Source organism: Vibrio sp. YMD68 (genome assembly GCF_029958905.1).
GTDB lineage: Bacteria > Pseudomonadota > Gammaproteobacteria > Enterobacterales > Vibrionaceae > Vibrio.
The window spans coordinates 3,022,995-3,048,870 of record NZ_CP124614.1; the positions used below are offsets into that span (position 1 = coordinate 3,022,995).

At 44.9% G+C, this 25,876-nt stretch carries 22 protein-coding genes; 16 read left to right on the forward strand and 6 right to left on the reverse strand.

From position 1 onward, the window contains the following. Positions 1 to 146 precede the first annotated feature (146 nt). The 3 genes from QF117_RS19770 (at position 147) to QF117_RS19780 (ending at position 2,759) form a co-directional block, all read left to right on the forward strand. Complete coding sequence (locus tag QF117_RS19770; RefSeq protein ID WP_017035710.1) at positions 147 to 410, forward strand: DUF4212 domain-containing protein; 264 nt, start codon at positions 147 to 149, stop codon at positions 408 to 410. Between the two features lie 12 nt (positions 411 to 422). Then, positions 423 to 2,150, forward strand: a complete 1,728-nt coding sequence (locus QF117_RS19775; protein ID WP_282387785.1) for a sodium:solute symporter family protein — start codon at positions 423 to 425, stop codon at positions 2,148 to 2,150. A 120-nt stretch (positions 2,151 to 2,270) separates the two neighbouring features. Further along, positions 2,271 to 2,759, forward strand: a complete 489-nt coding sequence (locus QF117_RS19780; RefSeq protein WP_282387787.1) for a hypothetical protein — start codon at positions 2,271 to 2,273, stop codon at positions 2,757 to 2,759. A gap of 26 nt (positions 2,760 to 2,785) precedes the next feature. On the opposite strand, the gene QF117_RS19785 is transcribed toward QF117_RS19780, so the two are convergent. Together QF117_RS19785 and QF117_RS19790 are read right to left on the reverse strand one after the other, a co-directional pair. Next, complete coding sequence (locus QF117_RS19785) at positions 2,786 to 6,217, reverse strand: PAS domain-containing hybrid sensor histidine kinase/response regulator (protein ID WP_282387788.1); 3,432 nt, start codon at positions 6,215 to 6,217, stop codon at positions 2,786 to 2,788. A gap of 114 nt (positions 6,218 to 6,331) precedes the next feature. Next, positions 6,332 to 7,516, reverse strand: a complete 1,185-nt coding sequence (locus QF117_RS19790; protein WP_282387789.1) for a 3-phenylpropionate MFS transporter — start codon at positions 7,514 to 7,516, stop codon at positions 6,332 to 6,334. Between the two features lie 205 nt (positions 7,517 to 7,721). On the opposite strand from QF117_RS19790, the gene QF117_RS19795 reads away from it, so the two are divergent. The 10 genes from QF117_RS19795 (at position 7,722) to QF117_RS19840 (ending at position 18,838) form a co-directional block, all read left to right on the forward strand. Then, entirely contained in the window at positions 7,722 to 9,548 is a 1,827-nt protein-coding gene (locus QF117_RS19795) for a DUF294 nucleotidyltransferase-like domain-containing protein (RefSeq protein ID WP_282387790.1), read from the forward strand. Between the two features lie 26 nt (positions 9,549 to 9,574). Beyond that, positions 9,575 to 10,204, forward strand: coding sequence for a 3'-5' exonuclease (locus tag QF117_RS19800; protein WP_282387791.1), 630 nt, complete (start codon positions 9,575 to 9,577; stop codon positions 10,202 to 10,204). 238 nt (positions 10,205 to 10,442) lie between these two features. Further along, positions 10,443 to 12,395 (forward strand): acetate--CoA ligase, encoded by a 1,953-nt coding sequence (acs, locus tag QF117_RS19805; RefSeq protein WP_282387793.1) that lies wholly within the window; start codon positions 10,443 to 10,445, stop codon positions 12,393 to 12,395. Positions 12,396 to 12,751: 356 nt separating this feature from the next. Continuing rightward, positions 12,752 to 13,201, forward strand: coding sequence for a type II 3-dehydroquinate dehydratase (aroQ, locus tag QF117_RS19810; protein WP_282387796.1), 450 nt, complete (start codon positions 12,752 to 12,754; stop codon positions 13,199 to 13,201). A gap of 100 nt (positions 13,202 to 13,301) precedes the next feature. Continuing rightward, the gene (gene accB / locus QF117_RS19815; RefSeq protein WP_282387798.1) at positions 13,302 to 13,760 is read left to right on the forward strand and encodes an acetyl-CoA carboxylase biotin carboxyl carrier protein; all 459 of its coding nucleotides are present in this window, start codon (positions 13,302 to 13,304) and stop codon (positions 13,758 to 13,760) included. Positions 13,761 to 13,775: 15 nt separating this feature from the next. Then, positions 13,776 to 15,119 (forward strand): acetyl-CoA carboxylase biotin carboxylase subunit, encoded by a 1,344-nt coding sequence (accC, locus tag QF117_RS19820; protein WP_282387799.1) that lies wholly within the window; start codon positions 13,776 to 13,778, stop codon positions 15,117 to 15,119. Between the two features lie 145 nt (positions 15,120 to 15,264). Next, positions 15,265 to 16,152, forward strand: coding sequence for a 50S ribosomal protein L11 methyltransferase (prmA, locus tag QF117_RS19825; RefSeq protein ID WP_282387800.1), 888 nt, complete (start codon positions 15,265 to 15,267; stop codon positions 16,150 to 16,152). A 140-nt stretch (positions 16,153 to 16,292) separates the two neighbouring features. Continuing rightward, positions 16,293 to 17,261 (forward strand): tRNA dihydrouridine synthase DusB, encoded by a 969-nt coding sequence (gene dusB / locus QF117_RS19830; protein WP_282387802.1) that lies wholly within the window; start codon positions 16,293 to 16,295, stop codon positions 17,259 to 17,261. A 24-nt stretch (positions 17,262 to 17,285) separates the two neighbouring features. Continuing rightward, positions 17,286 to 17,582 carry a DNA-binding transcriptional regulator Fis gene (gene fis / locus QF117_RS19835; RefSeq protein ID WP_017035697.1) on the forward strand — a complete coding sequence of 99 codons (297 nt, stop codon included), beginning with the start codon at positions 17,286 to 17,288 and terminating at the stop codon, positions 17,580 to 17,582. Positions 17,583 to 17,887: 305 nt separating this feature from the next. Then, positions 17,888 to 18,838 carry a GGDEF domain-containing protein gene (locus QF117_RS19840; protein WP_282387804.1) on the forward strand — a complete coding sequence of 317 codons (951 nt, stop codon included), beginning with the start codon at positions 17,888 to 17,890 and terminating at the stop codon, positions 18,836 to 18,838. Between the two features lie 7 nt (positions 18,839 to 18,845). Here the strand turns inward: QF117_RS19840 and zntR are convergent, their stop codons facing one another. After that, complete coding sequence (gene zntR, locus QF117_RS19845) at positions 18,846 to 19,289, reverse strand: Zn(2+)-responsive transcriptional regulator (protein WP_282387805.1); 444 nt, start codon at positions 19,287 to 19,289, stop codon at positions 18,846 to 18,848. 301 nt (positions 19,290 to 19,590) lie between these two features. Between zntR and purH the strand changes: the two genes are divergently transcribed. Together purH and purD are read left to right on the forward strand one after the other, a co-directional pair. Then, on the forward strand, positions 19,591 to 21,183 hold the full coding sequence (gene purH / locus QF117_RS19850; protein WP_282387806.1) for a bifunctional phosphoribosylaminoimidazolecarboxamide formyltransferase/IMP cyclohydrolase: 1,593 nt from the start codon (positions 19,591 to 19,593) through the stop codon (positions 21,181 to 21,183). Positions 21,184 to 21,465: 282 nt separating this feature from the next. After that, a complete protein-coding gene (gene purD / locus QF117_RS19855) occupies positions 21,466 to 22,758 on the forward strand; it encodes a phosphoribosylamine--glycine ligase (RefSeq protein WP_282387807.1) in 1,293 nt (430 codons plus the stop codon). Positions 22,759 to 22,822: 64 nt separating this feature from the next. Here purD and QF117_RS19860 read toward each other — a convergent pair whose 3' ends face one another. Both QF117_RS19860 and hupA read right to left on the reverse strand, forming a co-directional pair. Next, positions 22,823 to 23,518, reverse strand: a complete 696-nt coding sequence (locus tag QF117_RS19860; RefSeq protein WP_282387808.1) for a DUF1481 domain-containing protein — start codon at positions 23,516 to 23,518, stop codon at positions 22,823 to 22,825. Between the two features lie 45 nt (positions 23,519 to 23,563). Next, positions 23,564 to 23,836 (reverse strand): nucleoid-associated protein HU-alpha, encoded by a 273-nt coding sequence (hupA, locus tag QF117_RS19865; protein WP_017035691.1) that lies wholly within the window; start codon positions 23,834 to 23,836, stop codon positions 23,564 to 23,566. A 337-nt stretch (positions 23,837 to 24,173) separates the two neighbouring features. Here hupA and QF117_RS19870 point away from each other — a divergent pair, with 337 nt between their 5' ends. Continuing rightward, positions 24,174 to 25,235: a hemolysin family protein gene (locus QF117_RS19870; protein WP_282387811.1), complete on the forward strand. Its 1,062-nt coding sequence runs from the start codon at positions 24,174 to 24,176 to the stop codon at positions 25,233 to 25,235. Positions 25,236 to 25,266: 31 nt separating this feature from the next. On the opposite strand, the gene QF117_RS19875 is transcribed toward QF117_RS19870, so the two are convergent. Further along, positions 25,267 to 25,854 (reverse strand): DUF416 family protein, encoded by a 588-nt coding sequence (locus tag QF117_RS19875; protein WP_282387813.1) that lies wholly within the window; start codon positions 25,852 to 25,854, stop codon positions 25,267 to 25,269. Positions 25,855 to 25,876: the final 22 nt, after the last annotated feature.

Below are 25,876 nucleotides of genomic sequence, written 5' to 3' on the forward strand. Positions count from 1 at the left end.
CCCTCCAAACACCAATGAGATCCTTATTTTTAAAGGATATTTCGTTTTTCACCCACGACTAAAGTTGAAAAGATCCATTACTCACTCCTTGCTATTGTAGAAAATGAAACATTTCATTAACAACACAACATAGCAAGGAGACGGCAATGGCGATTGAAAATCAAGAGCGTGCCAAGGCCTACTGGGACAAAAATGTAAGACTCATGATCGGTCTAATGGTTGTTTGGTTCTTAGTTTCTTTTGGTTGCGGCATCTTATTTGTAGATGTGCTCAATCAGTTCCAACTAGGTGGATACAAACTGGGTTTCTGGTTTGCACAGCAAGGGTCTATTTACGCATTTTTAGCAATCATCTTTTATTATGCGTGGAGAATGAGACAAATCGACCGCGAATTTAATGTAGACGAATAAGGAATACGTCAGATGGACTTGAAAACTATCACCTATCTCGTAGTAGGTGCCACATTTCTCCTATATATCGGTATCGCCATTTGGGCGCGTGCTGGTTCAACCAAAGAATTTTACGTCGCTGGCGGTGGTGTCAACCCAATAGCGAATGGTATGGCAACTGCAGCCGACTGGATGTCTGCCGCATCGTTTATTTCGATGGCCGGTTTAATCGCCTTTATGGGTTATGGTGGTTCAGTCTTCCTAATGGGCTGGACAGGTGGTTATGTACTACTTGCCCTACTTCTAGCACCTTACCTACGTAAGTTTGGTAAGTTTACGGTGCCTGAGTTTGTAGGTGAGCGTTTTTACTCCAAAACCGCTCGTGTTGTTGCCGTTGCTTGTTTGATTATCGCTTCGGTTACTTATGTTATTGGTCAAATGAAAGGGGTTGGCGTTGCATTTGGACGCTTCCTAGAAGTTGACTACTCAACCGGTCTTATCATTGGTATGTGTATCGTCTTCATTTACGCTGTAATGGGCGGAATGAAAGGGATCACTTACACGCAGATTGCTCAGTATTGCGTACTCATTTTAGCTTACACTATTCCAGCAGTCTTTATCTCTCTGCAACTTACTGGTCACGCTCTACCCCAAATCGGTTTAGGGAGTACCATGATAGGAACCGATGTCTACTTGCTCGACCGGCTAGACCAAGTCGTCACCGAGCTCGGATTCAGTGAATACACCACCCAGGTCCGGGGCGATACATTAAATATGTTCGTCTACACGATGTCACTGATGATTGGTACAGCGGGTCTGCCTCACGTAATCATTCGTTTCTTCACCGTACCAAAAGTTCGTGATGCACGTACATCAGCAGGTTGGGCACTGTTCTTTATTGCTATTCTTTATACGACAGCACCTGCGGTATCAGCAATGGCACGCCTGAACCTAATGGATACGGTAAATCCGGCTCCTGGTCAGTACCTTGCTTATGATGAACGTCCTGATTGGTTTAAGAACTGGGAAAAAACAGGGCTACTTGGTTTTGATGACATAAATAATGATGGCAACATCAATTACACTTCTAGCGCAGAGACCAATGAGCTGAAAGTAGACCGTGACATCATGGTATTGGCTAACCCTGAGATTGCAAAACTGCCTAACTGGGTTATCGCTTTGGTTGCAGCGGGTGGCCTAGCAGCAGCACTATCAACGGCTGCCGGTCTATTGCTTGCTATCTCATCTTCCATCTCTCATGACTTAATCAAAGGGGTCATAAACCCCAACATATCAGAGAAGAAAGAATTGCTCGCCAGTCGAATATCCATGGCGGTCGCAATAGCTGTTGCGGGGTATTTGGGCCTCAATCCACCAGGATTTGCGGCGGGTACGGTCGCCCTCGCATTTGGTCTAGCAGCCTCCTCCATCTTCCCTGCATTGATGATGGGTATCTTCAGCAAGACCATCAATAAAGAAGGTGCGATTGCGGGTATGATTACAGGTATCACTATTACACTGTTCTACGTATTCCAACACAAAGGTATTCTGTTTGTTGCTGACTGGACTTACCTTGAAAGCTGGGGAAGCAACTGGTTCTTAGGTATTGAACCAAATGCCTTCGGTGCAATCGGTGCAGTATTTAACTTTGTTGTTGCCTTCTGTGTCTCTCGCGTAACCGCAGAAACACCACAAGAAGTAAAAGACTTGGTTGAGCACGTGCGAATTCCTGCCGGTGCTGGTGATGCTGTTGATCACTAAAATATAACCTATCCCACAAAAGCCTCTTCGGGGGCTTTTTTTATCTGTCCAATACTGTACTTTATCTATTATTACAATTAGTTAACTTTTTATAGCGCCTATTGCAGCAAGGAAGCCAATATGTTTAAAAGTAAGCACCTCATCGTTGCTATGCTCGTTACTCCTGTTCTCTCGATTCTCGCTTACGTGGGTACAGATATGGCCCTCAGTGAGAAACCCCACGCGGCAAAAAAAGGAGAAGCATACAAGCTCTTAAGTAAATCGAACTGTCGTTATACGAGTGGCTTATGTGATATGGAAAATGGCGAATTTAAAATTAAGTTTCGTTCAGAAAACCTGACTGACGATCAACTGTTTCTCAGTCTCAGCTCAAAGCTTCCTTTAGAAGGCATTAAGGTATCGCTAGCAGAAAATTTAGAAGATACAGGTACACCGGTGAGCATGGTACGTATCGACGAAACCAACCTTAACTGGAAAGTAACACTACCCGCCCCTTCATCAGAGGAAAACTGGTTAAGAGTCGCTGCTCAAGTGAACGACACTTTATACTACGGCGATACCCAAACCATCTTCGTGACCTACGAGACGTTGCTTAATAAGTCCGAATAAAATCAATTCAAACAATGAGAAACGAGCTATTTTATCTGATTTAAAATAGCTCTCAGTTTCAGCGGTTTGACTGGCTTAGGAATAAAAGCAAACCCGTTAGACTTTATTCCATCCAACATATCTTGTGTTCTATCAGCGCTGATAATGACACCTTTGAAGTTATCCCCTAAGCGCAGGCGACACTGCTGCAAAACTTCTAATCCAGTCCGGCCATTATCCAATCGATAATCTGAGAAAATCACATCGGGAACCCAATTATCTTCCAGAGCCTTCAAACTTTGCATTAAATCCTCCGCTGTTTTGATTTCGCAACCCCATCGCGCCAATAAGCTTTCCATCCCAACTAGGATTTCACGTTCGTTATCCACACAGAGAATTTTTAAATGCGACAGGTCGGATACAGGCAACGACGTTGGTTTAATCTCAACGATCTGTTCGCTGCTCGCTCGATTTAAGGTGATCGAAAATACGCTGCCTTCTTTTGGCCAAGATCGTAACGATATTTGATGACCTAATACATGGGCTATGCCTTTTGAAATTGCCAGGCCAAGACCCAAACCTTGATCTGAACGAATTTGACTGCCTCGAGTAAATTCTTCAAAGATCTCTTGCTGTTTGTTTTCATCAATGCCAATACCATTATCCCAAACCTCTATGCGAACATCATCGCCGACTCGTCTCACACCGAGACGCACTTTACCTTTCGGACAATAACGGAAAGCATTGGTGAGAAAGTTTTGGACCACTCGCCTTAATAACTTGGGATCAGACTTCACCACTAATGACGAAGGGATCATCTTAAATGACAGCTGTTGCTGCTTAGCCAGAGCGCTAAATTCCGCATCCAAATTCGCCAGAACATCTTTTATGGCAAAGCTGTGAATATTGACATCTAACTTGCCCGATTCAAGCCGTGAAATGTCGAGCAAATCGCCAATAAGATCCTCGGCGGCTTCCAAGGCGCTTTCAATATGGCGAGATAAACCTTTCACTTCTTGTTCTTTCGCCACCTCCGTTAGGGATGATGCAAATAAGCGAGCTGCATTGAGTGGTTGCATCAAATCGTGGCTGACTGCCGCCAAAAAACGGGATTTTGACTGAGACTCGTGCTCTGAACGTTGCGTCGCACTGACCAGCTGTTTGTTAAGACGTTCTAGCTCTTGTGTACGCTTTAGAACCCGAGATTCTAACGTTTCATTGGCTTCTTTTAACGCTTGCTCTGCATCTCTAAAGACGGTGATGTCGGTAAAGCTCATCACAAAACCACCGCTTGGCATTGGATTACCTTGTACCTCAATCACTCGGCCATCTGGGCGAATTCGAGAAGATGTGTGCCTTGTTCCTTGCTCTAAGTGTTGCACTCGTCGTCGGACATGGCCTTCAGGATCACCCGGACCGCAAAGCCCGTTCTGAGCATTATGTCGAATCACATCAGCAATCGGTCTTCCCACTTGAATAAGCCCTGCGGGAAATTCAAACAGTTCTAGATAACGCTGATTCCAGGCCACCAGCCTCAGTTGTCTATCAACCACGGCGATGCCTTGCCCAATATGTTCAATCGCGCCTTGAAGAAGCCCTCGACTAAAGTCATACAACTCCGATGCTTCATCAACTATTGTTGCCACTTCCTCTAACTGCATATTTTTACCTTGCAGTGCAGAAGTCAGTACCAACTTAGCGGAAGAAGCGCCAAACACACCAGCCAGCACACGCTCTGTATGACGAATCAGAGTTGATGGTGCTTGTTGATTCGGTAACAGTGTTTCATGTTGCTGATTCCAAAACTGCTTAAACGCATTGCGGACGCGTGTTCGCCCTACAAAACGAGAAGCCAGCATCTCCAGCTCAGCAACCGTAACTCGACTTTGATACAGACTTTGGTTTTCACTCTCAGGTAATGGCGTACCCACAAATGAAGCTGATTGTAAGCGCTCACTTAGGCTAGCTCGCGTCACCATAGAGATAAAAACATAGCAAAACGTATTGATCAAAACGCTGAGTAGCATTCCCCAATCAGAACTTTTAATTCCCCAGTCGGTTAATAGTTCTGGTGGGGTGATCACCCAAAGGAGGGCATTATTACTTGCATCTCCCGCTAAAATACCGGTTTGACTCATCAAGGTAATGAGCCAGATGCCAAACCCAAAAGCAAGACCGACATACACCCCTTTTCGATTACCAGTACGCCAATACATCCCTCCAATCAAAGCTGGAGCAAATTGAGTAATCGCAGCAAATGAAAGGAACCCAATAGCAGATAAAGAGTGAATCGTGTCTAGAGCTTGATAAAAACCCCATGCGCCAATCAGTAGCAATAGAATCAAGGCGCGTCGAATGATCAACAATAACCCAGAAAAGTGTCGATGATTTTTTCCGGTAATTCGCATACGTCGAAGTAGCAGTGGCATCACCAAATCATTGGACACCATGATAGCGAGTGCAATGGTGGAGACGATCACCATACCACTAGCCGCAGAGGTGCCTCCTAAAAACGCCAACAGGGCAATATTGTCGGCCCCCACAGACATTGGAACACTGATGACATAAGCGTCGGCAGGGCTTCCCGCCAGCAAGCTTTGCCCTACCCATGCGATAGGAAGAACAAAGATACCCATTAAGATCAGATAGAGAGGAAACAACCAGCGCGCAGTGTGAAGATCTTGAGCTCGTTCATTCTCTACAACCATGGTGTGAAATTGTCTTGGTAAACAGACAATCGCCACCATCGTCAGTAATGTGTGAATGAATAAGGTCGGGAGATTGGGAGATTGATAGGTTTGCTTTGCTACCGAGACTAAATCAATGTTTTCTTGATTCCACGCCAAGTAAATAATAAAGAACCCAACGGTCAAAAATGCCACCAACTTAATCACCGATTCAAACGCAATGGCCATCATCATGCCGCGGTGATGCTCGGTATTATCGATATGGCGCGTACCAAACAACATGGTAAACATCGCTAACGCCCCCACTACAAACCAGGACACATAGCGGTCTTGATAACCAAGATCACTTGCCAAGTTTGGTGCGACAATCTCCAACCCCATGGTGATACCGCGTAATTGCAGTGCGATATATGGCAAGATACCAGCCACCGCTATCAGCGTAACCACGACCGCAAGGCCTTGTGACTTTCCGTATCGGGCCGCGATGAAATCGGCAATTGAGGTGATATGCTCTCGTTTCGCGGTCAAGACTAAGCGCGCTAATACCCGCCACCCTAAGGTAAAGACAATAATGGGCGCGATGTATATGGGCAAAAAGGACCAGGGGTTACTGCTTGCCTGTCCAACCGTTCCGTAGAATGTCCAGGAGGTACAGTACACCGCAATGGATAGGCTGTAGATCCAAGGCCGCCATTTAGCAAGCCAATGAGATTGGCGGTCACCATACCAAGCGACCAAAAACAAAATGCCAAGGTACGCGAGTGACACGGGTATGACGATCCATCCTTGCATTAGACATCCTTTTCTAAGCAGCCGTTACAAAATAAAAAACCTCTCGCCCAATCAATAATAAGGAGGAGAGATTTCATTTAACTAAGGAACTGCCGTAATCTCAATCTATTGAGTCTAATTCTGTGCTTTGGGCTCCGCTTTCTGCACATCGGTTATGATTGACGCTCTAGGTTCGACTTTCACAAGCAGCGCCAGTCCTCCCATTAAAGCCATCGCCCAAAAAACATTCGCTCCCCAATTCTCATAACCCCAGCCACTGAGCGTTGTAAGAAGAGCGATGACCGCCCCCAGAGGAATCGCATTATACAAGGCTTGCAGTGCCACCATTTTATGCTCTTCTTCTTGCTGAATGTATTGAATAGCTGCAATGTGTGCCACAGCAAAGGTGACACCATGCAGAAGCTGCACAAGAACCAACGCATAGATTTCGGTCGTTGACGCTGTGATCCCCCAACGCACCATGACACCAATGGCCGCCATCACAAATAGGGCTCGCAGTGTCCAACCAGAGAAGAAGCGCTTACTGAAAGCGAACACCATCACCTCAGCAACAACGCCCAAGCTCCACAAATAACCAATGATATCCGCCGAGTAACCCGCATCACGCCAGTAAATGGCACTAAAGCTGTAATAAGCCGCGTGGCTCCCCTGGATAAGCGCAATTAATGTTAAGAACTTAATCACTGGCCACTCACGTAAAAGTTGAGATACTTTTGGTCGCTCGGTGATTTGCTTATTTTGGGTTTCCGGCATGACCGAAATGTTCCTCATTGAAATGATCAATGAGAAAAGTACCCCTGCCAACGCGGTATAAAGAATCATATCCGTGCCATACAAGGACACCAGATAACCCACGACGGTAGAACCTGCAATGAAAGCAATCGATCCCCATAAACGGGTTCGTCCGTAATCCAACCTTTTTAACCGAGCGTAATAATTAGCAAGGGCATCCGACAGTGGCACGATGGGGCCACAGCATAGATTAAACAGCACCGTTGCCAGTACCATTAGCCAAAAATTGCCTCCCGTGAAGAAATGGAAACCGACAAACAAAAATGCCGCTAAGCTCAACCACCTAAGTGCAGGAAGAAGATGTTCCGCTTTATGAATTCGAGGGGTAATCACCAAGTTCGAAACACAACGAGTCGCAAACCCTACACCAACAAGCAGACCAATATCGGTCGCGGAGACACCTTGTTCTTCAAACCAAAGCGCCCAAAACGGGAGATAAACACCGTAAGCAAAAAAGAAACCAACAAAATACTGGGAGATCCAGGCAAAAGGAGATGGGGTTAACATCAAAGACTCCAAAAGGGAATTGAGCAAGCGAGGCCATTATGGACCTTGCTTAAGAGATAAAAAAGGGAAGAAAGCGCCTTGATTGATTTCCGGTTTAAGTATCGCCTAGAAAAATCATTACGAAGACATTAGACCAAAGTCGTCTGGAGGTACTGGCGAAATTTGTCACACTGACAATGCGGGTAATCAATTGAGAGGAACGGTGATGCCAGACAAATTTAATATGCAATCCCCACCTTTTGACCGACTTACAGAAGAGCAGCAGCACACATTACGCTCTTCTCTTGATGTCGCTTATTACCGCAATAAAGACATTATTTTACAACCAGACCAGCCCTGTGACTATTTAAACATCCTAATCAAAGGCGCAGTCGAAGAGCGCTCAACGAACACCTCTGAAGTTTACGCCCATTACGCCAATGATGACATGTTTGATGTCAGGGCTCTATTTGAGGGTAACGCTCGCCACCAATACATCGCCTTAGAAGACACTCTCTCGTACTTGCTGCCAAAAGATATTTTCACTGAACTGTATGAAGCGAACGGTCAATTTGCGGCTTACTTTGATAACAACTTAAAAAAGCGCCAAGTACTTATCAAAGAAGCTCAGCAACAGCAAAATCTCGCAGAATTTATTTTAACCAAAGTGGACAGCTCCATTTACCACCCTCCAATGATTTTAGAGCCCGAACAACCACTTAATGAGGTCACCCTACAGCTAAAAGAAGCAGGGGTAGATTCGGCACTGGTTCGGCTTCCTGACCACGATCTTCGCTTAATCGACAATGCCAGCGCTCACCCTTACGCCATTGTCACTCGCACGAATATGTTGCACGCCGTCATGCTCGACAATCACCCGTTAGATACCGCTGTCAGTAAAATTGCGACTTTTCCTGTGGTTCATATTGACGATGGTGATTTCCTCTTCAACGCTATGATCTCGATGACGCGTAATAAAATGAAGCGAGTCATGGTGTGTGATGGAAAAGAAGCGGTGGGCATGCTAGACATGACACAAATTCTGAGTGCATTTTCAACACACTCTCATGTACTCACGTTAAGTATCGCCCGTTCAACCAGTATCGAGGAGTTAGCACTCGCTTCAAACCGTCAACGACAACTGGTTGAGAGCTTACTGAGCAATGGCATTCGCACCCGCTTTATCATGGAACTCATTTCGGCGGTCAACGAACAAATCATCGAAAAGGCATTCGAATTGGTGGTGCCCCCCGCCTTGCATGACCATTGCTGCTTGATTGTTCTTGGATCAGAAGGACGCGGGGAGCAAATACTAAAAACCGACCAAGATAACGCGCTGATCATCAAAGAAGGTTTAGAGTGGCATCAATGCCAGCCCATCATGAACGAGTTAACTCATACGCTGCAACAACTCGGCTACCCTCTTTGCCCTGGCGACGTCATGGTTAACAACCCCAAATGGGTCAAATCGCAACAACATTGGAAAGAGACGATTGATCGTTGGGTACAAGGTGCAAGACCAGAACATGTTATGGATATCGCCATCATGGCAGATGCTCATGCCGTCGCTGGGAATCGACAACTGCTGACGAGTGTCAGTGACCATTTGCAGAACTTGATGAAAAATAAAATGTTGGTGCTGCAAGAATTCACTCGACCAGCGCTTCAATTTTCTATCCCCTTAACATTGTTTGGTAACGTCAAAAAAGTAAAAGAAGGGCTGGATATAAAGCGGGGGGGCATTTTTCCTATCGTCCATGGCATACGAGCACTGGCTTTAGAGTATGGGCTCAGTGAAAAGAACACCTTCGAGCGCATTGAAACTCTGCGGGTCAAACGCATTTTGGAACCAGAAACCGCCGATAACCTCAGTGAAGCGTTAAAACTATTTTTCAAGTTACGCTTATCTCAGCAGCTCTCTCTCGATCACAGCTCAAACAACATTGAATTAAAACAACTCGATAGAACGGAACGAGACATATTGCGGCACAGCTTACACGTGGTGAAAAAATTCAAACAGTTCCTTAGCTATCATTACCAAATAAGGGATTAAACCGTGATCATAATGGTAAACACTCGATGAACTGGTTATTACGCAAGTTTTGGTACTTTAAGCTGAAGGGATCCCCCTATCAGTCGCTTTTTGGTACTCCTCAAAAAGGAGAGTTTGTCTCCCTTGATTGTGAAACCACCAGCTTGGATCCTCACCGCGCTGAATTAGTCACGATTGCAGCAACAAAAATCATCGATAACCGAATCATCACAAGTAAACCGTTTGAAGTCCGCTTAAGAGCGCCCCAGTCTCTCGATTCCGGTTCAGTTAAAATTCACAAAATACGACATCAAGACCTAGTGGATGGCATTGGGGAAAAAGACGCCATCATACAACTCCTCGACTTTATTGGGCGTCGCCCTCTGGTGGGTTACCACATACGCTACGACAAGACGATCCTTGATATTGCCTGTAAAAAACATCTTGGGTTTCCCTTGCCAAACTCTCTTATTGAAGTGAGCCAAATTTATCACGACAAGCTTGAACGTCATCTGCCCAATGCCTATTTTGATCTCAGCCTGGATGCCATTTGTAAACACCTCGATATCCCAATACAAGGCAAACATGATGCACTGCAAGACGCGATATCGGCTGCTCTGGTTTTTGTTCGGCTCACAAAAGGCGATCTGCCTTCCTTTACCGTCCCGTATCGGTAATTAAGTACATCATACCCTCAATTAAACATTTGACTCGCTTCGCACTTTTTCAAACTAAGCCCCGATTAAATAAGTGAACAATCCCCTCTCATCCTAAAGTCTAATTGTGGAAAACCGTCAGTTAACAGAGAGTGTGAGTTATACAAACTTTCCAATAACGTTTAATAAAACGAATTCATAGCAACAATAAAATGGAAATTTATCTAGCTCGCCACATCAAGGCCCAAGGAGAGAAGCAATGAGTGAAGCCCACGTTTATCCGGTAAAAGAACATATTAAAGCAAATGCCCATGCGGATAATGACACTTACCTAGCCATGTACCAGCAGTCTGTCTCTAACCCTGAAGGATTTTGGGCTGAGCACGGAAAAATCGTTGATTGGATCAAGCCATTTACTCAAGTTAAAAGCACTTCGTTCGATACTGGTCATGTAGACATTCGCTGGTTTGAAGACGGTACCCTAAACGTTTCAGCCAACTGTATCGACCGTCACCTTGCCAAGCGCGGTGATGAAGTGGCCATCATTTGGGAAGGCGATGATCCTGCCGACGACAAGACACTAACATTTAACGAACTGCATAAAGAAGTGTGTCTATTTTCAAACGCTCTAAAAGAACAGGGCGTCCGTAAAGGTGATGTTGTCTGCCTTTACATGCCAATGGTTCCAGAAGCCGCGGTTGCTATGCTTGCCTGTACACGTATTGGCGCGGTTCATACTGTTGTATTCGGTGGTTTCTCTCCAGAAGCACTCTCTGGCCGTATCATTGATTCAGATGCAAAAGTGGTTGTGACTGCTGATGAAGGTGTTCGTGGTGGCCGCGCTGTACCATTGAAGAAAAACGTTGATGAAGCACTGACTAACCCAGAAGTGAAGAACATTGAAAAAGTCTTTGTTTTCAAACGTACTGGTGGCGATATTGATTGGCATGAGCATCGTGATGTTTGGTGGCATGAAGCAACAGCATCAGTATCTGCTGACTGTCCACCAGAAGAGATGAAGGCTGAAGACCCACTGTTTATTCTTTATACCTCAGGCTCAACGGGTAAACCAAAAGGTGTGCTGCATACCACTGGCGGCTATCTAGTTTACGCCACCATGACGTTCAAATATGTCTTTGATTATCAAGAAGGTGAAACATTCTGGTGTACAGCGGATGTAGGTTGGATCACTGGTCACACATACCTTATCTATGGGCCACTGGCGAATGGTGCTAAAACCATTCTATTTGAAGGCGTGCCAAACTATCCAAACACAAGCCGCATGAGTGAAGTGGTCGATAAACACCAAGTTAATATTCTATACACTGCGCCAACCGCGATTCGCGCACTAATGGCGAAAGGAACAGAAGCCATTGATGGAACATCACGCTCAAGTCTACGCGTTATGGGATCGGTGGGTGAACCTATTAACCCAGAAGCTTGGGAGTGGTATTACAAAACCATCGGTAACGAAAAATCACCCATCGTCGACACCTGGTGGCAAACGGAAACTGGCGGCATTTTGATTGCACCACTGCCAGGCGCGACCGATCTAAAACCGGGCTCCGCCACTCGTCCATTCTTTGGTGTACAGCCAGCCCTAGTTGATAATATGGGCAACATTATCGAAGAAACAGCAGCGGAAGGTAACCTGGTTATTCTCGACTCTTGGCCTGGGCAAATGCGAACGGTTTATGGCGATCATGAACGTTTTGAGCAAACCTACTTCTCAACCTTCAAAGGCATGTACTTCACCAGTGATGGAGCAAGGCGTGATGAAGATGGTTATTACTGGATTACTGGCCGTGTCGATGACGTACTGAACGTATCCGGTCACCGTATGGGTACCGCGGAAGTCGAGTCAGCACTGGTGGCTCACAGTAAAATAGCAGAGGCTGCGATTGTGGGTATTCCACACGATATCAAAGGCCAAGCAATCTACGCGTACATTACGTTAAATGACGGTGAGTTCCCATCTGCTGAACTTCATAAAGAAGTGAAAGATTGGGTACGTAAAGAAATTGGCCCTATTGCGACACCAGATGTCCTCCACTGGACCGACTCACTGCCAAAAACTCGCTCAGGTAAAATCATGCGACGTATTTTGCGCAAAATTGCTACCGGTGACACCAGCAACTTAGGTGATACATCAACACTCGCGGATCCGAGTGTGGTAGAAAAGCTTATCGCAGAAAAAGCAGAACTTGTTTAATCATTCACCAATAAAAAGGTGATTGCCTAAGCGAAACTCACCAAGTGAGATAAACGATACGTTTAAAACACTCTGTAGATGAAACCGTCACTCCTGTGGCGGTTTTTTTATGGGAACAACCTCAAATTTTAACCATACAGATATGAGGGTTAATGTGTTTTTTGTTAACTCGGTAACAGAACCAGCCGTTACAAACAGGTGATTAGACCAGTAAATTGCTGCGATTTGCGCTGAATTAGCTATAATCGTGTTCTATTTTCAAAAAATCGCGATCTTTTGACAAAAATTTCATGCCGATTCTTTGAATATGTGGGAATATTATGATTCATCACACGATATAGGAAGATGGCAACACAATGACTGCAAAATCTCGCATTCTAGTCCTAAATGGTCCAAATATTAACCTTTTAGGGTTAAGAGAGCCCGCTCATTACGGTTCTCAAACGCTGGCTCAGATCATTGACACCTTAACCGAGCAGGCATCAGATGCTCAGGTTGAGTTGCAACATCTCCAATCGAATCGTGAATATGAGCTGATCGAAACCATTCATGATGCCTTTGGTAAAGTGGATTTTATTATTATCAATCCCGCAGCTTTTACGCACACTAGTGTTGCTCTACGCGATGCATTACTCGGTGTTGCTATCCCATTTATTGAAGTGCATTTATCAAACGTACATGCACGAGAGCCTTTCCGCCATCACTCTTACCTTTCAGATAAAGCTGAAGGTGTTATTTGTGGTTTAGGCGCACAAGGGTATGAATTCGCTTTGTCGGCAGCCATTAAGCACTTGCAATCAAAGTAAATACTTAGCCGCCAAAGTAACAAGATTACTTTTAAAGTAAACCAACACTCTACAGCTCACTTAGGAGCTGTCTTATTCACAAGATGAAGAGAAAAGAAAAATGGATATCCGCAAAATTAAAAAGCTTATTGAATTAGTCGAAGAATCTGGCATTGCTGAGCTAGAGATCTCTGAAGGTGAAGAGTCAGTAAGAATCAGTCGTCACGGTGCGGCTCCACAAATGGCACCGATGCAATACGCGGCTCCTGCACCTGTTGCAGCACCAGCAGCTGCACCAATCGCTAGCGCGGCTCCAGCAGTAGAAGCGGCTCCAACTGCGCCTTCTGGACACCAGGTTCTTTCCCCAATGGTTGGCACTTTCTATGGCGCTCCAAGCCCAGATGCAAAACCATTTGTTAAAGTTGGCCAACAAGTTAACGCTGGCGATACGATCTGTATCGTTGAAGCAATGAAAATGATGAACCAAATCGAAGCTGACACATCTGGTGTAGTTACTGCGATCCTAGTTGAAGATGGCCAACCGGTTGAGTTCGACCAAGCACTTGTTGTTATCGAATAATAGAGGCAGTCTCTCATGTTAGATAAATTAGTCATCGCGAACCGAGGTGAAATTGCACTTCGAATCCTTCGCGCATGTAAAGAATTAGGCATCAAAACCGTAGCGGTTCACTCAACCGCTGATCGCGACCTAAAGCACGTTCTTCTTGCTGATGAAACGGTGTGTATAGGTCCTGCTCGTGGTATTGATAGCTACCTAAACATTCCTCGTATTATTTCAGCAGCAGAAGTAACAGGAGCAGTAGCGATTCACCCTGGCTACGGTTTCTTATCTGAGAACGCTGATTTTGCTGAGCAAGTTGAGCGAAGCGGATTCATCTTTGTTGGTCCTAAAGCGGAAACGATTCGCATCATGGGTGACAAAGTTTCTGCTATCACCGCGATGAAAAAAGCAGGCGTTCCTTGTGTTCCAGGATCGGATGGTCCATTGGATGATGATGACGCAAAGAACAAAGCACACGCAAAACGCATTGGTTTCCCAGTCATCATCAAAGCCTCTGGCGGCGGCGGTGGTCGTGGTATGCGAGTGGTACGCAGTGACGCTGATCTTGTAGAAGCGATTGCAATGACTCGTGCAGAAGCGAAAGCGTGTTTCAATAACGATGTGGTTTATATGGAGAAATTCCTAGAAAACCCTCGTCACGTTGAAGTTCAGATTATTGCTGATGGTCAAGGTGGCGCTATTCACCTTGGTGAGCGTGACTGTTCAATGCAACGTCGTCACCAGAAAGTCGTTGAAGAAGCCCCTGCTCCAGGTATTACAGAAGAAATGCGTAAGTACATTGGTGAACGTTGTACACGAGCATGTCTTGAAATCGGTTACCGCGGCGCTGGTACGTTCGAATTCCTATACGAAAACGGGGAGTTCTACTTCATCGAAATGAACACGCGTATTCAAGTTGAGCACCCAGTAACAGAGATGGTTACCGGCGTTGATCTTATTAAAGAACAGCTTCGTGTGGCAGCAGGCCAGCCTTTATCCTTTACGCAAGATGATATCAAATTAAGCGGTCACGCCATCGAATGTCGTATCAATGCTGAAGATCCTGAACGTTTCTTACCTTCTCCAGGTAAGATCACACGCTTCCATGCTCCTGGTGGTATGGGCGTTCGTTGGGAATCGCATATTTACACAGGTTACACCGTGCCACCTCATTACGATTCAATGATCGGTAAACTGATCACCTTTGGTGAGAACCGCGATGTTGCTATTGCTCGTATGAAAAATGCGTTGAGCGAAATGATCATCGAAGGCATCAAAGTGAACGTAACACTGCAAGAATCCATCATGAACGACGAAAACTTCCAACACGGTGGTGCAAATATCCACTATCTTGAGAAGAAGCTTGGTCTTCAGTAAGATTCTTTTTCGCTAGGGTTAATCCTCTAAGCGTAGCCAAAATGCTCACTTCGGTGGGCATTTTTGTTTATGGCTATAAAATCGGCAAATTTCTGCTAAACTCTGCGCCATTCCACTATCTCCATCTTTCTAAGAGCACATACACATGCCATGGATTCAAATCAAACTTAACGCAACCAAAGACAATGCCGAAGCCATTAGCGATATGCTAATGGAGGAAGCTGGTGCCTTATCAGTGACTTTTTTAGATGCTCGCGACACCCCAATTTTTGAGCCATTGCCAGGGGAAACCCGCCTTTGGGGTGATATCGATGTTCTCGCACTGTTTGATGCAGAAGACGATACGACGTTCATTCTAAAGCAAATCAAATTGAGTCAGCTGCTAGACGAAGGATTTGCTTACAAAATTGAGCAACTTGAAGATAAAGACTGGGAGCGAGAGTGGATGGATAACTTCCACCCAATGAAGTTTGGTGAGCGATTATGGATTTGCCCAAGCTGGAAAGAAGTACCCGATCCTAGCGCTGTCAACGTTATGCTTGATCCGGGCCTTGCCTTTGGGACAGGAACACATCCAACGACAGCCTTATGCCTAGAATGGCTTGAAGGCCTAGATTTAACCGGAAAGACAGTGATTGATTTTGGTTGTGGATCAGGAATTTTGGCCATTGCTGCCATCAAACTAGGCGCGAAGAAAGTAGTCGGTATCGACATCGATCCACAAGCGCTGGTTGCTTCTAAAGACAATGCCCAACGCAATGGTGTTGAAGATCAACTTGAGGTCTACTTGCCTCAAGATCAACCTGAAGGCTTTGTCGCAGATGTTGTTGTCGCCAATATCCTTGCAGCGCCTCTTCGTGAACTGTCACCGATCATTAAGGGCCTAGTTAAGCCCAATGGTGCTTTAGCTATGTCAGGCGTGCTGGACACGCAAGCTGAAGATGTAGCGACTTACTACCAAGACGAATTTCACATCGATCCAATCAAGGAAATCAGTGAATGGTGCCGTATTTCTGGTTCAAAACGCGCCTAACAAAGACTTTTTACGCTTAATTGATTGAAATTCATACAGTTTACACAAACAATTTGTAAATGCTCAAATATTAGTCTTTTCACGCAGCAAAAAAATGCGTAAAATGCGCGCCCTTGCTGCCGTATAACTGTGAAGACGTTTTGAAACTAGGAAATCATCAACTCAAGAATAATCTAATTGTTGCGCCTATGGCTGGAGTAACCGATAGACCTTTTCGAGAGTTATGCCTACGTTATGGTGCGGGGATGGCCGTCAGTGAAATGATGTCGTCAAACCCAAAACTGTGGAAAACGTCTAAATCTATGCAACGCATGGTGCACGAAGGTGAATCTGGTATTCGCTCAGTGCAAATTGCAGGTGCAGATCCACAGCTTATGGCAGAAGCTGCGCAATTTAATGTTGAAAACGGTGCACAAATCATCGATATCAATATGGGTTGTCCAGCAAAAAAAGTGAACAAGAAGCTAGCCGGTTCGGCATTACTACAGCGTCCAGAACTCATTAAAGAGATTCTAACCGCCGTTGTTAATGCTGTAGATGTTCCTGTGACACTAAAAACCCGGACTGGCTGGGATACAGAGAATCGTAACTGTGTCTACATAGCTAAATTAGCCGAAGACTGCGGGATACAAGCACTGGCGCTCCATGGGAGAACTCGAGCTTGTATGTACAAAGGTGAGGCCGAATATGAACACATTAAAGCGGCGAAACAAGCTATCTCAATACCGGTTATCGCTAATGGCGATATCGATAGTCCAGTGAAAGCTAAGTTTGTTCTAGAGTACACTGGCGCTGACGCTTTAATGATTGGACGCCCTGCACAGGGTCGCCCTTGGATTTTTCAGGAAATCCAACACTTTTTGGAAAACGGTACCACAATGCCGGATCTTCCTTTTGAGGAAGTGAAAAGCATATTGCTTGGGCATGTGAATGCTCTCCATGATTTTTATGGTGAGTTCTTAGGCCCCCGCATTGCTCGTAAGCATGTTGGGTGGTATTTAAAATCGCATGAACAGGCAAGTGAGTTTCGCCGTACCTTCAATGCTATCGATGCAGCTCCGCTGCAACTTGAAGCATTAGAAGGTTATTTTGATAACGTTGCATCATAATTAATGAGAAGAGCTAGACCGAATATGTTCGAACAAAATATAACTTCAGAAGCTTTAACAGTTACTACCGTTACTTCACAAGACCAGATCGCGCAAAAACCACTGCGTGACTCAGTTAAAGCATCTCTTAAAAACTATCTTGCTCAATTAAATGGCCAAGAAGTCACTGAACTATATGAGTTAGTGCTAGCTGAAGTTGAACAGCCATTACTCGATACCATAATGCAATACACGCGTGGTAACCAAACTCGTGCAGCAACTATGATGGGTATCAACCGCGGAACTCTTCGCAAAAAACTAAAAAAATACGGCATGAACTAAACGCTGATTATTTTTTATAACTATATGGGTTAGCAACGATTGCTAGCCCTTTTTTTTGACTTATCGGCTAGTAATAGGGACTGACAACCAGCCTCCGATCCTTTAACTCCCCCCACCAGCGATACCGCAATGATACAGTTCGACACCATATTTGATGGCTCGCGTACAGCATCCCTTATACCAATCCAGCAAAATCAAATAAGTACAATAGCTTACAAAGATTAACCAATGTGTGAGCGGTTACGATTGCCATGAAGCAATTAGGCGATATAATGATCAATTAACTTCACATTCAGGCTGTCTATATGATTGATATGCAACGAGAAGAATGGCTTTATCTGATCCTCAGAGAGCTGCCTGATCGTCACAGTATCGTCACCCAAGCCGGTGAGGTCATTGAAGATTTTCATTTCAAACACGCACACGCCAAGGGGCTATCCGATCTCGTTCCACCTCAGATCGCCGATCAACTTCTTCAAGCGATAGCGCTCGCAATCTCAACCAGAACAGCACAAAGCCTGCAGTACGCCATAACCCCATGTCAGCAGTTGCAGTTATCAATAGAAGAGCTTGATGCACTCGATGAAAGTGGAGAACGTTGGATCAAAGCACACCTAACACCAATAGAAGTACCAAGTGGTGAATGGGTTGTGATCTGGAAACAAAGCGATATCACCCAAGAGTATCTATACCAAACTGAGCTTAAACGCCTTTCTGAAACAGATGAGCTAACCAGCACATTAAATCGACGAGCGTTCTTCATTGAGTTAGAGCAAGCACTAGAATCTTCCGAGAGTTCACTGTCATGCCTTATGGTCGACATCGATCACTTCAAAGAGATAAACGATAAGGTAGGGCATCTCTCTGGCGATAACGCGATCGTTCAAGTAGCAAAAACATGCCAAGATAACCTTCCACCCAACAGTAAAATCGGCCGACTTGGAGGTGAAGAGTTTTGTATATTAATAAAAGGAAAAAGTGCCATTGAAGCGTATGATATAGCCGAAAAGATTCGTGAAGCTATCTCGCAAACCCCTTGCCATGTCGATGAGCATATTATTTATATGACGGTAAGTATCGGTATTACAGAAAAACAGCACGTTCAATCAACAGTAAGAGAGTTGTTAATTGAAGCCGATAAAGCCATGTACTACTCCAAGCAAACCGGACGTGATCAAGTCACCATTTATCACTCAAGTTTGCCGGAAATAACAACGACGAATAGTCTAAACGTTAAGATTCTCAGAGCCTCCTAGTTATCCACTAACGGCACTTCATATTTTCACTGGCTAATGCGGCCAATATTGAACAGTGGCTCGCATTATCATCAATATGCCCACAACACGCGTCATTCATTTTTTTAAGCGCAGATCGGATATGGGTAAGTTCGTTAATTTTATCATCGATTAGCGCTAACTTTGCCGAGGTAATCGATTTTACTTCAGCACAACTGTGCACGGTTGGCTCTAATTTAATGTCTAGGAGCTCTTTAATTTCATCCAAACTAAGTCCTAACGCCTTTGCCTTGAGAATAAAGTTCACCTGCTGTTGGTTATTGTCGTTATATAGACGATAACCAGACTCGCTTCTCCCCGCGGGTGTTATGAGTCTATTTTTCTCATAAAAACGCAAGGTATCTGTGCTTACTTGACATTTTTTAGCCAACTCACCGATCTGAAACATGTTTTTTCCTATTCCTTCTTCCATTCCACAATTAACCTTATCGTTACTTTTTAGACTGAAATGGCACTTTTCATAATTAATTTTGAGATGCCAAACGATTGCGCGAGCTTTTTTGTAATAAATTAGTTAGAATCTGCGCCATCAAATTTGGAGTTGGTTATCTTATCGCTTAATCATAAGACTGACCCAAAAGGTCTTTACCAAAACTGGCCAATATTCTATCTCTTACTGGTATCTTAGATAATCCACGCTGAGAAGATAGAAACAAGTTCTTTTTTGGCAAATATCTTTATTTTAACCCCATGAATTTGAGGAAGATGGAAGCATGAATAACGCTCGTCCAATTCGCCGCGCTCTCATCAGCGTATCAGACAAAACTGGTATCGTTGAATTTGCACAAGCTCTTGCTAACCGTGGTGTAGATATCTTATCTACCGGTGGCACTGCTCGCCTGCTTGCTGAAAAAGGCATCTCTGTTACAGAAGTATCTGACTACACTGGTTTCCCAGAAATGATGGATGGCCGTGTTAAGACTCTGCACCCAAAAGTTCATGGTGGTGTTCTAGGCCGTCGTGGCCAAGATGATGACGTGATGGAAACTCACGGTATCAACCCTATCGATATGGTTGTTGTTAATCTATACCCATTCGCAGAAACCGTTGCTAAAGAAGGTTGTACCCTAGCTGACGCTGTTGAGAACATCGACATCGGTGGTCCAACAATGGTTCGCTCTGCTGCGAAAAACCACAAAGACGTGACTATCGTTGTTAACGCACACGACTACGAGCGCGTTGTGGCTGAAATGGACGCGAACGAGAAGTCTCTAACCCTAGAGACTCGTTTCGACTTAGCTATCGCAGCATTCGAGCACACGGCTTCTTACGACGGCATGATCGCTAACTACTTCGGCACTATGGTTCCTAGCTACGGCGAGAACAAAGATGGTGATGAAGAGAGCAAATTCCCTCGCACATTCAACCAGCAGTTCGAGAAAAAACAAGACATGCGCTACGGTGAGAACAGCCACCAAGCAGCAGCATTCTACGTTGAAGCGAACCCTGAAGAAGCATCAGTTTCGACTGCTCGCCAAATTCAAGGTAAAGCGCTTTCTTACAACAACATCGCTGATACTGACGCAGCACTTGAGTGTGTGAAAGAGTTCGACCAGCCAGCCTGTGTCATCGTTAAGCACGCTAACCCATGTGGTGTGGCTCTGGGTGAAGATATCCTAGAAGCTTACGACCGAGCATTCAAAACAGACCCAACGTCTGCATTTGGCGGCATCATCGCATTCAACCGTGAACTAGACGCAGCAACAGCAACAGCTATCACTGAGCGTCAATTCGTTGAAGTTATCATTGCACCTTCTGTTTCTGCTGAAGCAGTAGAAATCGTAGCGGCTAAGAAAAACCTTCGCCTACTTGAGTGTGGCGAGTGGACAACCAAGACAACGGGCTTTGACATGAAACGCGTTAACGGCGGCTTGCTCGTTCAAGACCGCGACCAAGGCATGGTGTCTGAAGATGACCTTAAAGTGGTTTCTAAGCGCCAACCTACAGCTGAAGAGCTAAAAGACGCGTTATTCTGCTGGAAAGTAGCGAAGTACGTTAAATCAAACGCGATCGTTTACTCGAAAGGCGACATGACTATTGGTGTAGGCGCAGGTCAAATGAGCCGCGTTTACTCTGCGAAAATCGCAGGTATCAAAGCAGCAGACGAAGGTCTTCAGGTTGAAGGTTGTGTAATGGCATCAGATGCATTCTTCCCATTCCGTGACGGTATCGACGCGGCCGCAGAAGCAGGCATCAAGTGTGTTATCCAGCCGGGCGGCTCTATGCGTGATGACGAAGTGATCGCTGCAGCAGACGAACACGGCATGGCGATGATCTTTACGGGTATGCGTCACTTCCGCCACTAATTTCCTCTTCGTATTTGGCACTGTGGCATCGTTAGCTGCTTTCGCCCACCCCGGTCACATAGCGGACTATGCTCCCGGGGATGGGCTCAATTGCTGCCTAGCCACATCACCAACTACTTTGAGCAAGACTTATAATTTTGTTTTTTAAATATTCCAATATTTGAAATACGTAGAGCAAGTCAGCGACTTTAGTTCAAGGAAAACACGCGGAGCTTATGACCATAAGTGAGCATGTTTGACACAGAAATAAAGGATCTGAAGCAGCTATAAGGATTTTAAAACATGAATGTACTAATTATTGGTGCTGGCGGTCGTGAGCACGCTTTAGGCTGGAAAGCGGCACAAAACCCAAACGTTGAAACTGTATTCATCGCTCCAGGTAACGCAGGTACGGCACTTGAGCCTAAACTTGAAAACGTAAACATCGACGTTGAAGACATCGCTGGTTTAGTCGCGTTTGCTCAAGAGAAAAAAATAGAACTGACCATCGTTGGCCCTGAAGCCCCTTTAGTTATTGGTGTGGTTGACGCATTCCGTGAAGTGGGTCTACCAATCTTTGGCCCTACTCAAGCGGCGGCGCAGCTTGAAGGTTCGAAAGCATTCACCAAAGACTTCCTAGCTCGTCATGATATCCCAACCGGTTCTTACGCAAACTTCACTGAGATTGTGCCAGCTCTCGCTTACGTACGTGAGCAAGGCGCTCCAATCGTAGTAAAAGCGGACGGCCTTGCAGCGGGTAAAGGCGTTATCGTTGCGATGACCCTTGAAGAAGCAGAAGACGCAATCAAAGACATGCTAGCAGGCAACGCATTTGGCGAAGCTGGCAGCCGCGTGGTTATCGAAGAGTTTCTTGAAGGCGAAGAAGCAAGCTTCATCGTAATGGTTGACGGTTCTAGCGTCCTTCCTATGGCCACCAGTCAAGACCACAAACGTGTTGGCGACAAAGATACAGGCCCTAACACAGGTGGCATGGGTGCTTACTCTCCAGCTCCTGTTGTGACACCAGAAATCCACAACCGTATCCTTGAGGAAGTTATTTACCCAACAGTACGTGGTATGGACGCAGAAGGTGCACCTTACACTGGTTTCCTTTACGCTGGCCTAATGATCGATGCTGACGGCACTCCGAAAGTTATCGAATACAACTGCCGATTCGGCGATCCAGAAACGCAACCTATCATGATGCGTATGGAGTCAGACCTTGTTGAACTTTGCTTAATGGCCATTGACGAGAAACTAGATGAAGCGGAATCTAAGTGGGATCCACGTGCTTCTATCGGTGTTGTTCTTGCGGCTGGCGGTTACCCTGCTGACTACGCAAAAGGTGACGTTATTTCACTACCAACAAGCGAAGTTGAAGGCCAAAAGGTTTTCCACGCAGGTACGACAAATAACGAATCAGGCGACGTTGTGACAAACGGTGGTCGTGTACTTTGTGCAACAGCACTGGGTAACACGGTTTCTGAGGCTCAGGAACGCGCATACGCGTTAACTAAGCAAGTTAGCTGGAATGGTATGTTCCACCGCAATGACATTGGTTACCGTGCGATTGCTCGTGAAAATGAAGCAAAATAAATGACCGATAGCCGGGAAACAAAAAGAGGCGCTACCAAGCGCCTCTTTTCACATCTGGACCTGACTACCCTTTCTCGATAAGGCTTGGACGCTCAATACAATCATGGCTATTGTCGTCGAGCATCAATAACTCTTCTATTACAATTTTATTAGTGCTGGTCTTGCCCAAGACTGCAATATAACTATCAAACGCAGATAAACGGTTAACTACGAACGTAGGCAACGTATGGTTAAACTCTATTTGATCATACGATTGACCGGAGCAGGTTTCAAAGTTTGAACCATCCCAGTAGCCTTGAATTAGCGTATTCCCCTCTCTATCGAGCCCCTTCGTTACCTCTGCAATAGAGTTGGCTTCAAGCTGATAACGTTGCAATTGCTCTGCATTTAACGGCAGCACCTTATCATCGATGCGATACTGCTGGTAAACCGCTTCACCATTAACATTAAAACGCACATGAACTCGGTATGGGACCAGGGTTGAGCCTTGGACTTGTTCACCTTCACGAATAAGCTCTCGTACCGTTCCTTCACTCCATCGATAATCCGATTTGTACCATCCGTAATCACCGGAAAATACATAGTTTCCAGCAGTGTAGGGCTGGCTTAAACGTTCGGTATACCAATAAAATGTGGTGGCATCACCCATTGTTTTACCACCCATGTAATCAGAAAACTGATCAAGATTCGAAGTGGATACGGATGAAGAGCAACCTAATAGAGAAAAGCTGATTAATGAAGATAAAAGGATTTTTTTCATAGATAGGAAATAACGCCAAGATAGATTACCTTGGCGTATTATCAATTACTTTACTGAATCTTTCAGTGCTTTACCTGCCACAAAAGCCGGAACGTTAGCTGCAGCAATTTGGATTTCAGCACCCGTCTTTGGATTACGGCCTGTACGCGCTGCACGGTGATTTACTTTAAATGTACCAAAACCAATTAGTTGAACCTGGTCACCGTCTTTAAGTGCTTCAGTCACGCTACCAAGAGTAGCTTCTAGAGCAGCTTTCGCTTGAGCTTTTGATAGATCTGCTTTTTCAGCAATAAAGTCGATTAATTGGGTCTTGTTCATTGGGTTTCCCTTCTTTATAGGTTATCGAATTCAACTCACTCTAATGCATAAAGCCCCCGTCTGGCAAAGGTTTGTCTGTGTTCTTTCGCTTTAATGACGTACTTTTAACCGTATTATGAGCATTAACTCACAATTTAAGCGCCATTACTCGGGCATTCGTATCTTCCATATCTCTGTAAGTCCACGGACTATCTAACCAATCGCTTCAAAATCAAGCGACCTCCCTGCGGAAAATACTGTAGAAACCAGCGTATTATTTGATTTGAGGTTTTGAATTTTTAGATGATAATGCATGCCTTAGGCGGTCTCTTTTATTAAAAACCCAGACAGGAACTCTATGCTGTTACTTTTCATTTATGTCTTTGTTGCTATCGGCGTCTCTTTCATTTGTTCAGTATTGGAAGCTGTATTACTCAGTATTACCCCAAGCTATATCGCTCAACTAAAACAGAGTAATCACCCATCGGCATCAAGGCTTGCTGCATTAAAACAGAATATTGATCGCCCACTCGCGTCCATTTTAACGTTGAATACTATTGCCCACACTATAGGGGCAGCGAGTGCGGGCGCTCAGGCAGCCGCCGTTTTTGGTAGTCAATGGCTAGGCGTTTTTTCAGCCATACTGACATTGGGGATACTCGTATTGTCTGAAATAGTCCCTAAAACAATCGGAGCAACGTATTGGCGTCAGTTATCGCCCATCTCTGCGGTTATTCTATATTGGATGGTTTGGGCTCTTACACCGTTCGTTTGGTGTTCAGAACAAATCACTAAACGTCTAGCTAATGGGCATCAAGAGCCAAAAGTAAGAGATGAATTGTCAGCGATGGCGACACTCGCAAAAGAAAGCGGAGAGTTTGCTGAAGGAGAGTCTAAGATATTACATAACCTACTTAACCTAAGTAATGTACCAATCACCCAGGTCATGACACCACGTCCAGTGGTATTTCGAGCCCGTGCAGAGCTGACAATCGAAGAGTTTCTCGAAGAACACGCAGAAACCCCTTTCTCTCGTCCTTTGATATACAGTGGTTCTAAGGACAATATCCTCGGATTTGTCCATCGGTTAGACCTATTCAAACACAAGCAAATCGGTGAAGAAAATCGACAACTTGGGTCCGTTATGAGGCCAATCCACGTGGTATTGAACACTAAGTCGGTACCTGCCGCCTTCGAACAAATCATGGCACTACGTCTGCAGATCGCAATGGTTGTCGATGAATATGGTACGGTTCTAGGTATTGTCACACTAGAAGACATTTTTGAGCACTTAATTGGTGAAGAGATCATTGATGAGGCTGATCACTCAGTAGATATGCAGCAACTGGCTTTTGAACGGTGGGAAACTTGGAAAAAACAGCACGGATTAATTGAAAGTAAAGCGGATGGCGAGCGATAGTAAAATTGAACTTTTTACTATCGCCTACTGACTAGAGAGATATTCCAATATTACTTAAAGCTTCGTCTTTTAATTCTTGGCGCAAATCCTTGATCAGCTCTATGTCTCGCTCTTGGGATTCTCTTAGTGGTCTAAAGATAGCCCATTGAACATCCCACTCGGCACAAACCGCTTCGTTGTCTTTTTGATTATCGTTTGTTATTTCAACCTGAGTTTGAGCTTCTTCTAATTGAGCAACAGTCACCACAGAAATCTGACTGAGCTTTTGCATATTGTCATATAGATCATCACGGTCTAGGAGGCCGTGTAATAAAGTCGACAAGCCTACGCATGCGTCAATAGCTGGGTATACGCCATAGAAATCAAAATCTTCTGAACTTGGGATTATCTCTTCCAGTTTCTCTAACTGGCGCTCAAAGTTTATTTTTGCACTTTTAACCGTCAACAACTCCCATACACTATCAAGAATGTCACGATAAACTCGACTCTCAGCAAATTTTGTATTCTGACAAAATATGGCATAGTTAGGGTACATACGCTCGCAAAGACAAGCCATAAATGTAATTTGTTGCCAAGGTTCAAACTTTTCAAGACGGACCTGGATAGGATTCTGTAGCATAGTCACTCATTATTGCAGAAGA

Bases quoted from the DNA above. Each gene is read 5' to 3' on its own strand.
- QF117_RS19770 (WP_017035710.1), top strand. From the start codon at position 147: ATGGCGATTGAAAATCAAGAGCGTGCCAAGGCCTACTGGGACAAAAAT.
- prmA (WP_282387800.1), top strand. From the start codon at position 15,265: ATGCCATGGATTCAAATCAAACTTAACGCAACCAAAGACAATGCCGAA.
- QF117_RS19875 (WP_282387813.1), bottom strand. From the start codon at position 25,854: ATGCTACAGAATCCTATCCAGGTCCGTCTTGAAAAGTTTGAACCTTGG.
- QF117_RS19795 (WP_282387790.1), top strand. From the start codon at position 7,722: ATGCCAGACAAATTTAATATGCAATCCCCACCTTTTGACCGACTTACA.
- purD (WP_282387807.1), top strand. From the start codon at position 21,466: ATGAATGTACTAATTATTGGTGCTGGCGGTCGTGAGCACGCTTTAGGC.
- QF117_RS19860 (WP_282387808.1), bottom strand. From the start codon at position 23,518: ATGAAAAAAATCCTTTTATCTTCATTAATCAGCTTTTCTCTATTAGGT.
- QF117_RS19775 (WP_282387785.1), top strand. From the start codon at position 423: ATGGACTTGAAAACTATCACCTATCTCGTAGTAGGTGCCACATTTCTC.
- QF117_RS19870 (WP_282387811.1), top strand. From the start codon at position 24,174: ATGCTGTTACTTTTCATTTATGTCTTTGTTGCTATCGGCGTCTCTTTC.
- QF117_RS19780 (WP_282387787.1), top strand. From the start codon at position 2,271: ATGTTTAAAAGTAAGCACCTCATCGTTGCTATGCTCGTTACTCCTGTT.
- purH (WP_282387806.1), top strand. From the start codon at position 19,591: ATGAATAACGCTCGTCCAATTCGCCGCGCTCTCATCAGCGTATCAGAC.
- QF117_RS19790 (WP_282387789.1), bottom strand. From the start codon at position 7,516: ATGTTAACCCCATCTCCTTTTGCCTGGATCTCCCAGTATTTTGTTGGT.
- zntR (WP_282387805.1), bottom strand. From the start codon at position 19,289: ATGGAAGAAGGAATAGGAAAAAACATGTTTCAGATCGGTGAGTTGGCT.
- aroQ (WP_282387796.1), top strand. From the start codon at position 12,752: ATGACTGCAAAATCTCGCATTCTAGTCCTAAATGGTCCAAATATTAAC.
- fis (WP_017035697.1), top strand. From the start codon at position 17,286: ATGTTCGAACAAAATATAACTTCAGAAGCTTTAACAGTTACTACCGTT.
- QF117_RS19785 (WP_282387788.1), bottom strand. From the start codon at position 6,217: ATGCAAGGATGGATCGTCATACCCGTGTCACTCGCGTACCTTGGCATT.
- accC (WP_282387799.1), top strand. From the start codon at position 13,776: ATGTTAGATAAATTAGTCATCGCGAACCGAGGTGAAATTGCACTTCGA.
- QF117_RS19800 (WP_282387791.1), top strand. From the start codon at position 9,575: ATGAACTGGTTATTACGCAAGTTTTGGTACTTTAAGCTGAAGGGATCC.
- QF117_RS19840 (WP_282387804.1), top strand. From the start codon at position 17,888: ATGATTGATATGCAACGAGAAGAATGGCTTTATCTGATCCTCAGAGAG.
- accB (WP_282387798.1), top strand. From the start codon at position 13,302: ATGGATATCCGCAAAATTAAAAAGCTTATTGAATTAGTCGAAGAATCT.
- acs (WP_282387793.1), top strand. From the start codon at position 10,443: ATGAGTGAAGCCCACGTTTATCCGGTAAAAGAACATATTAAAGCAAAT.
- hupA (WP_017035691.1), bottom strand. From the start codon at position 23,836: ATGAACAAGACCCAATTAATCGACTTTATTGCTGAAAAAGCAGATCTA.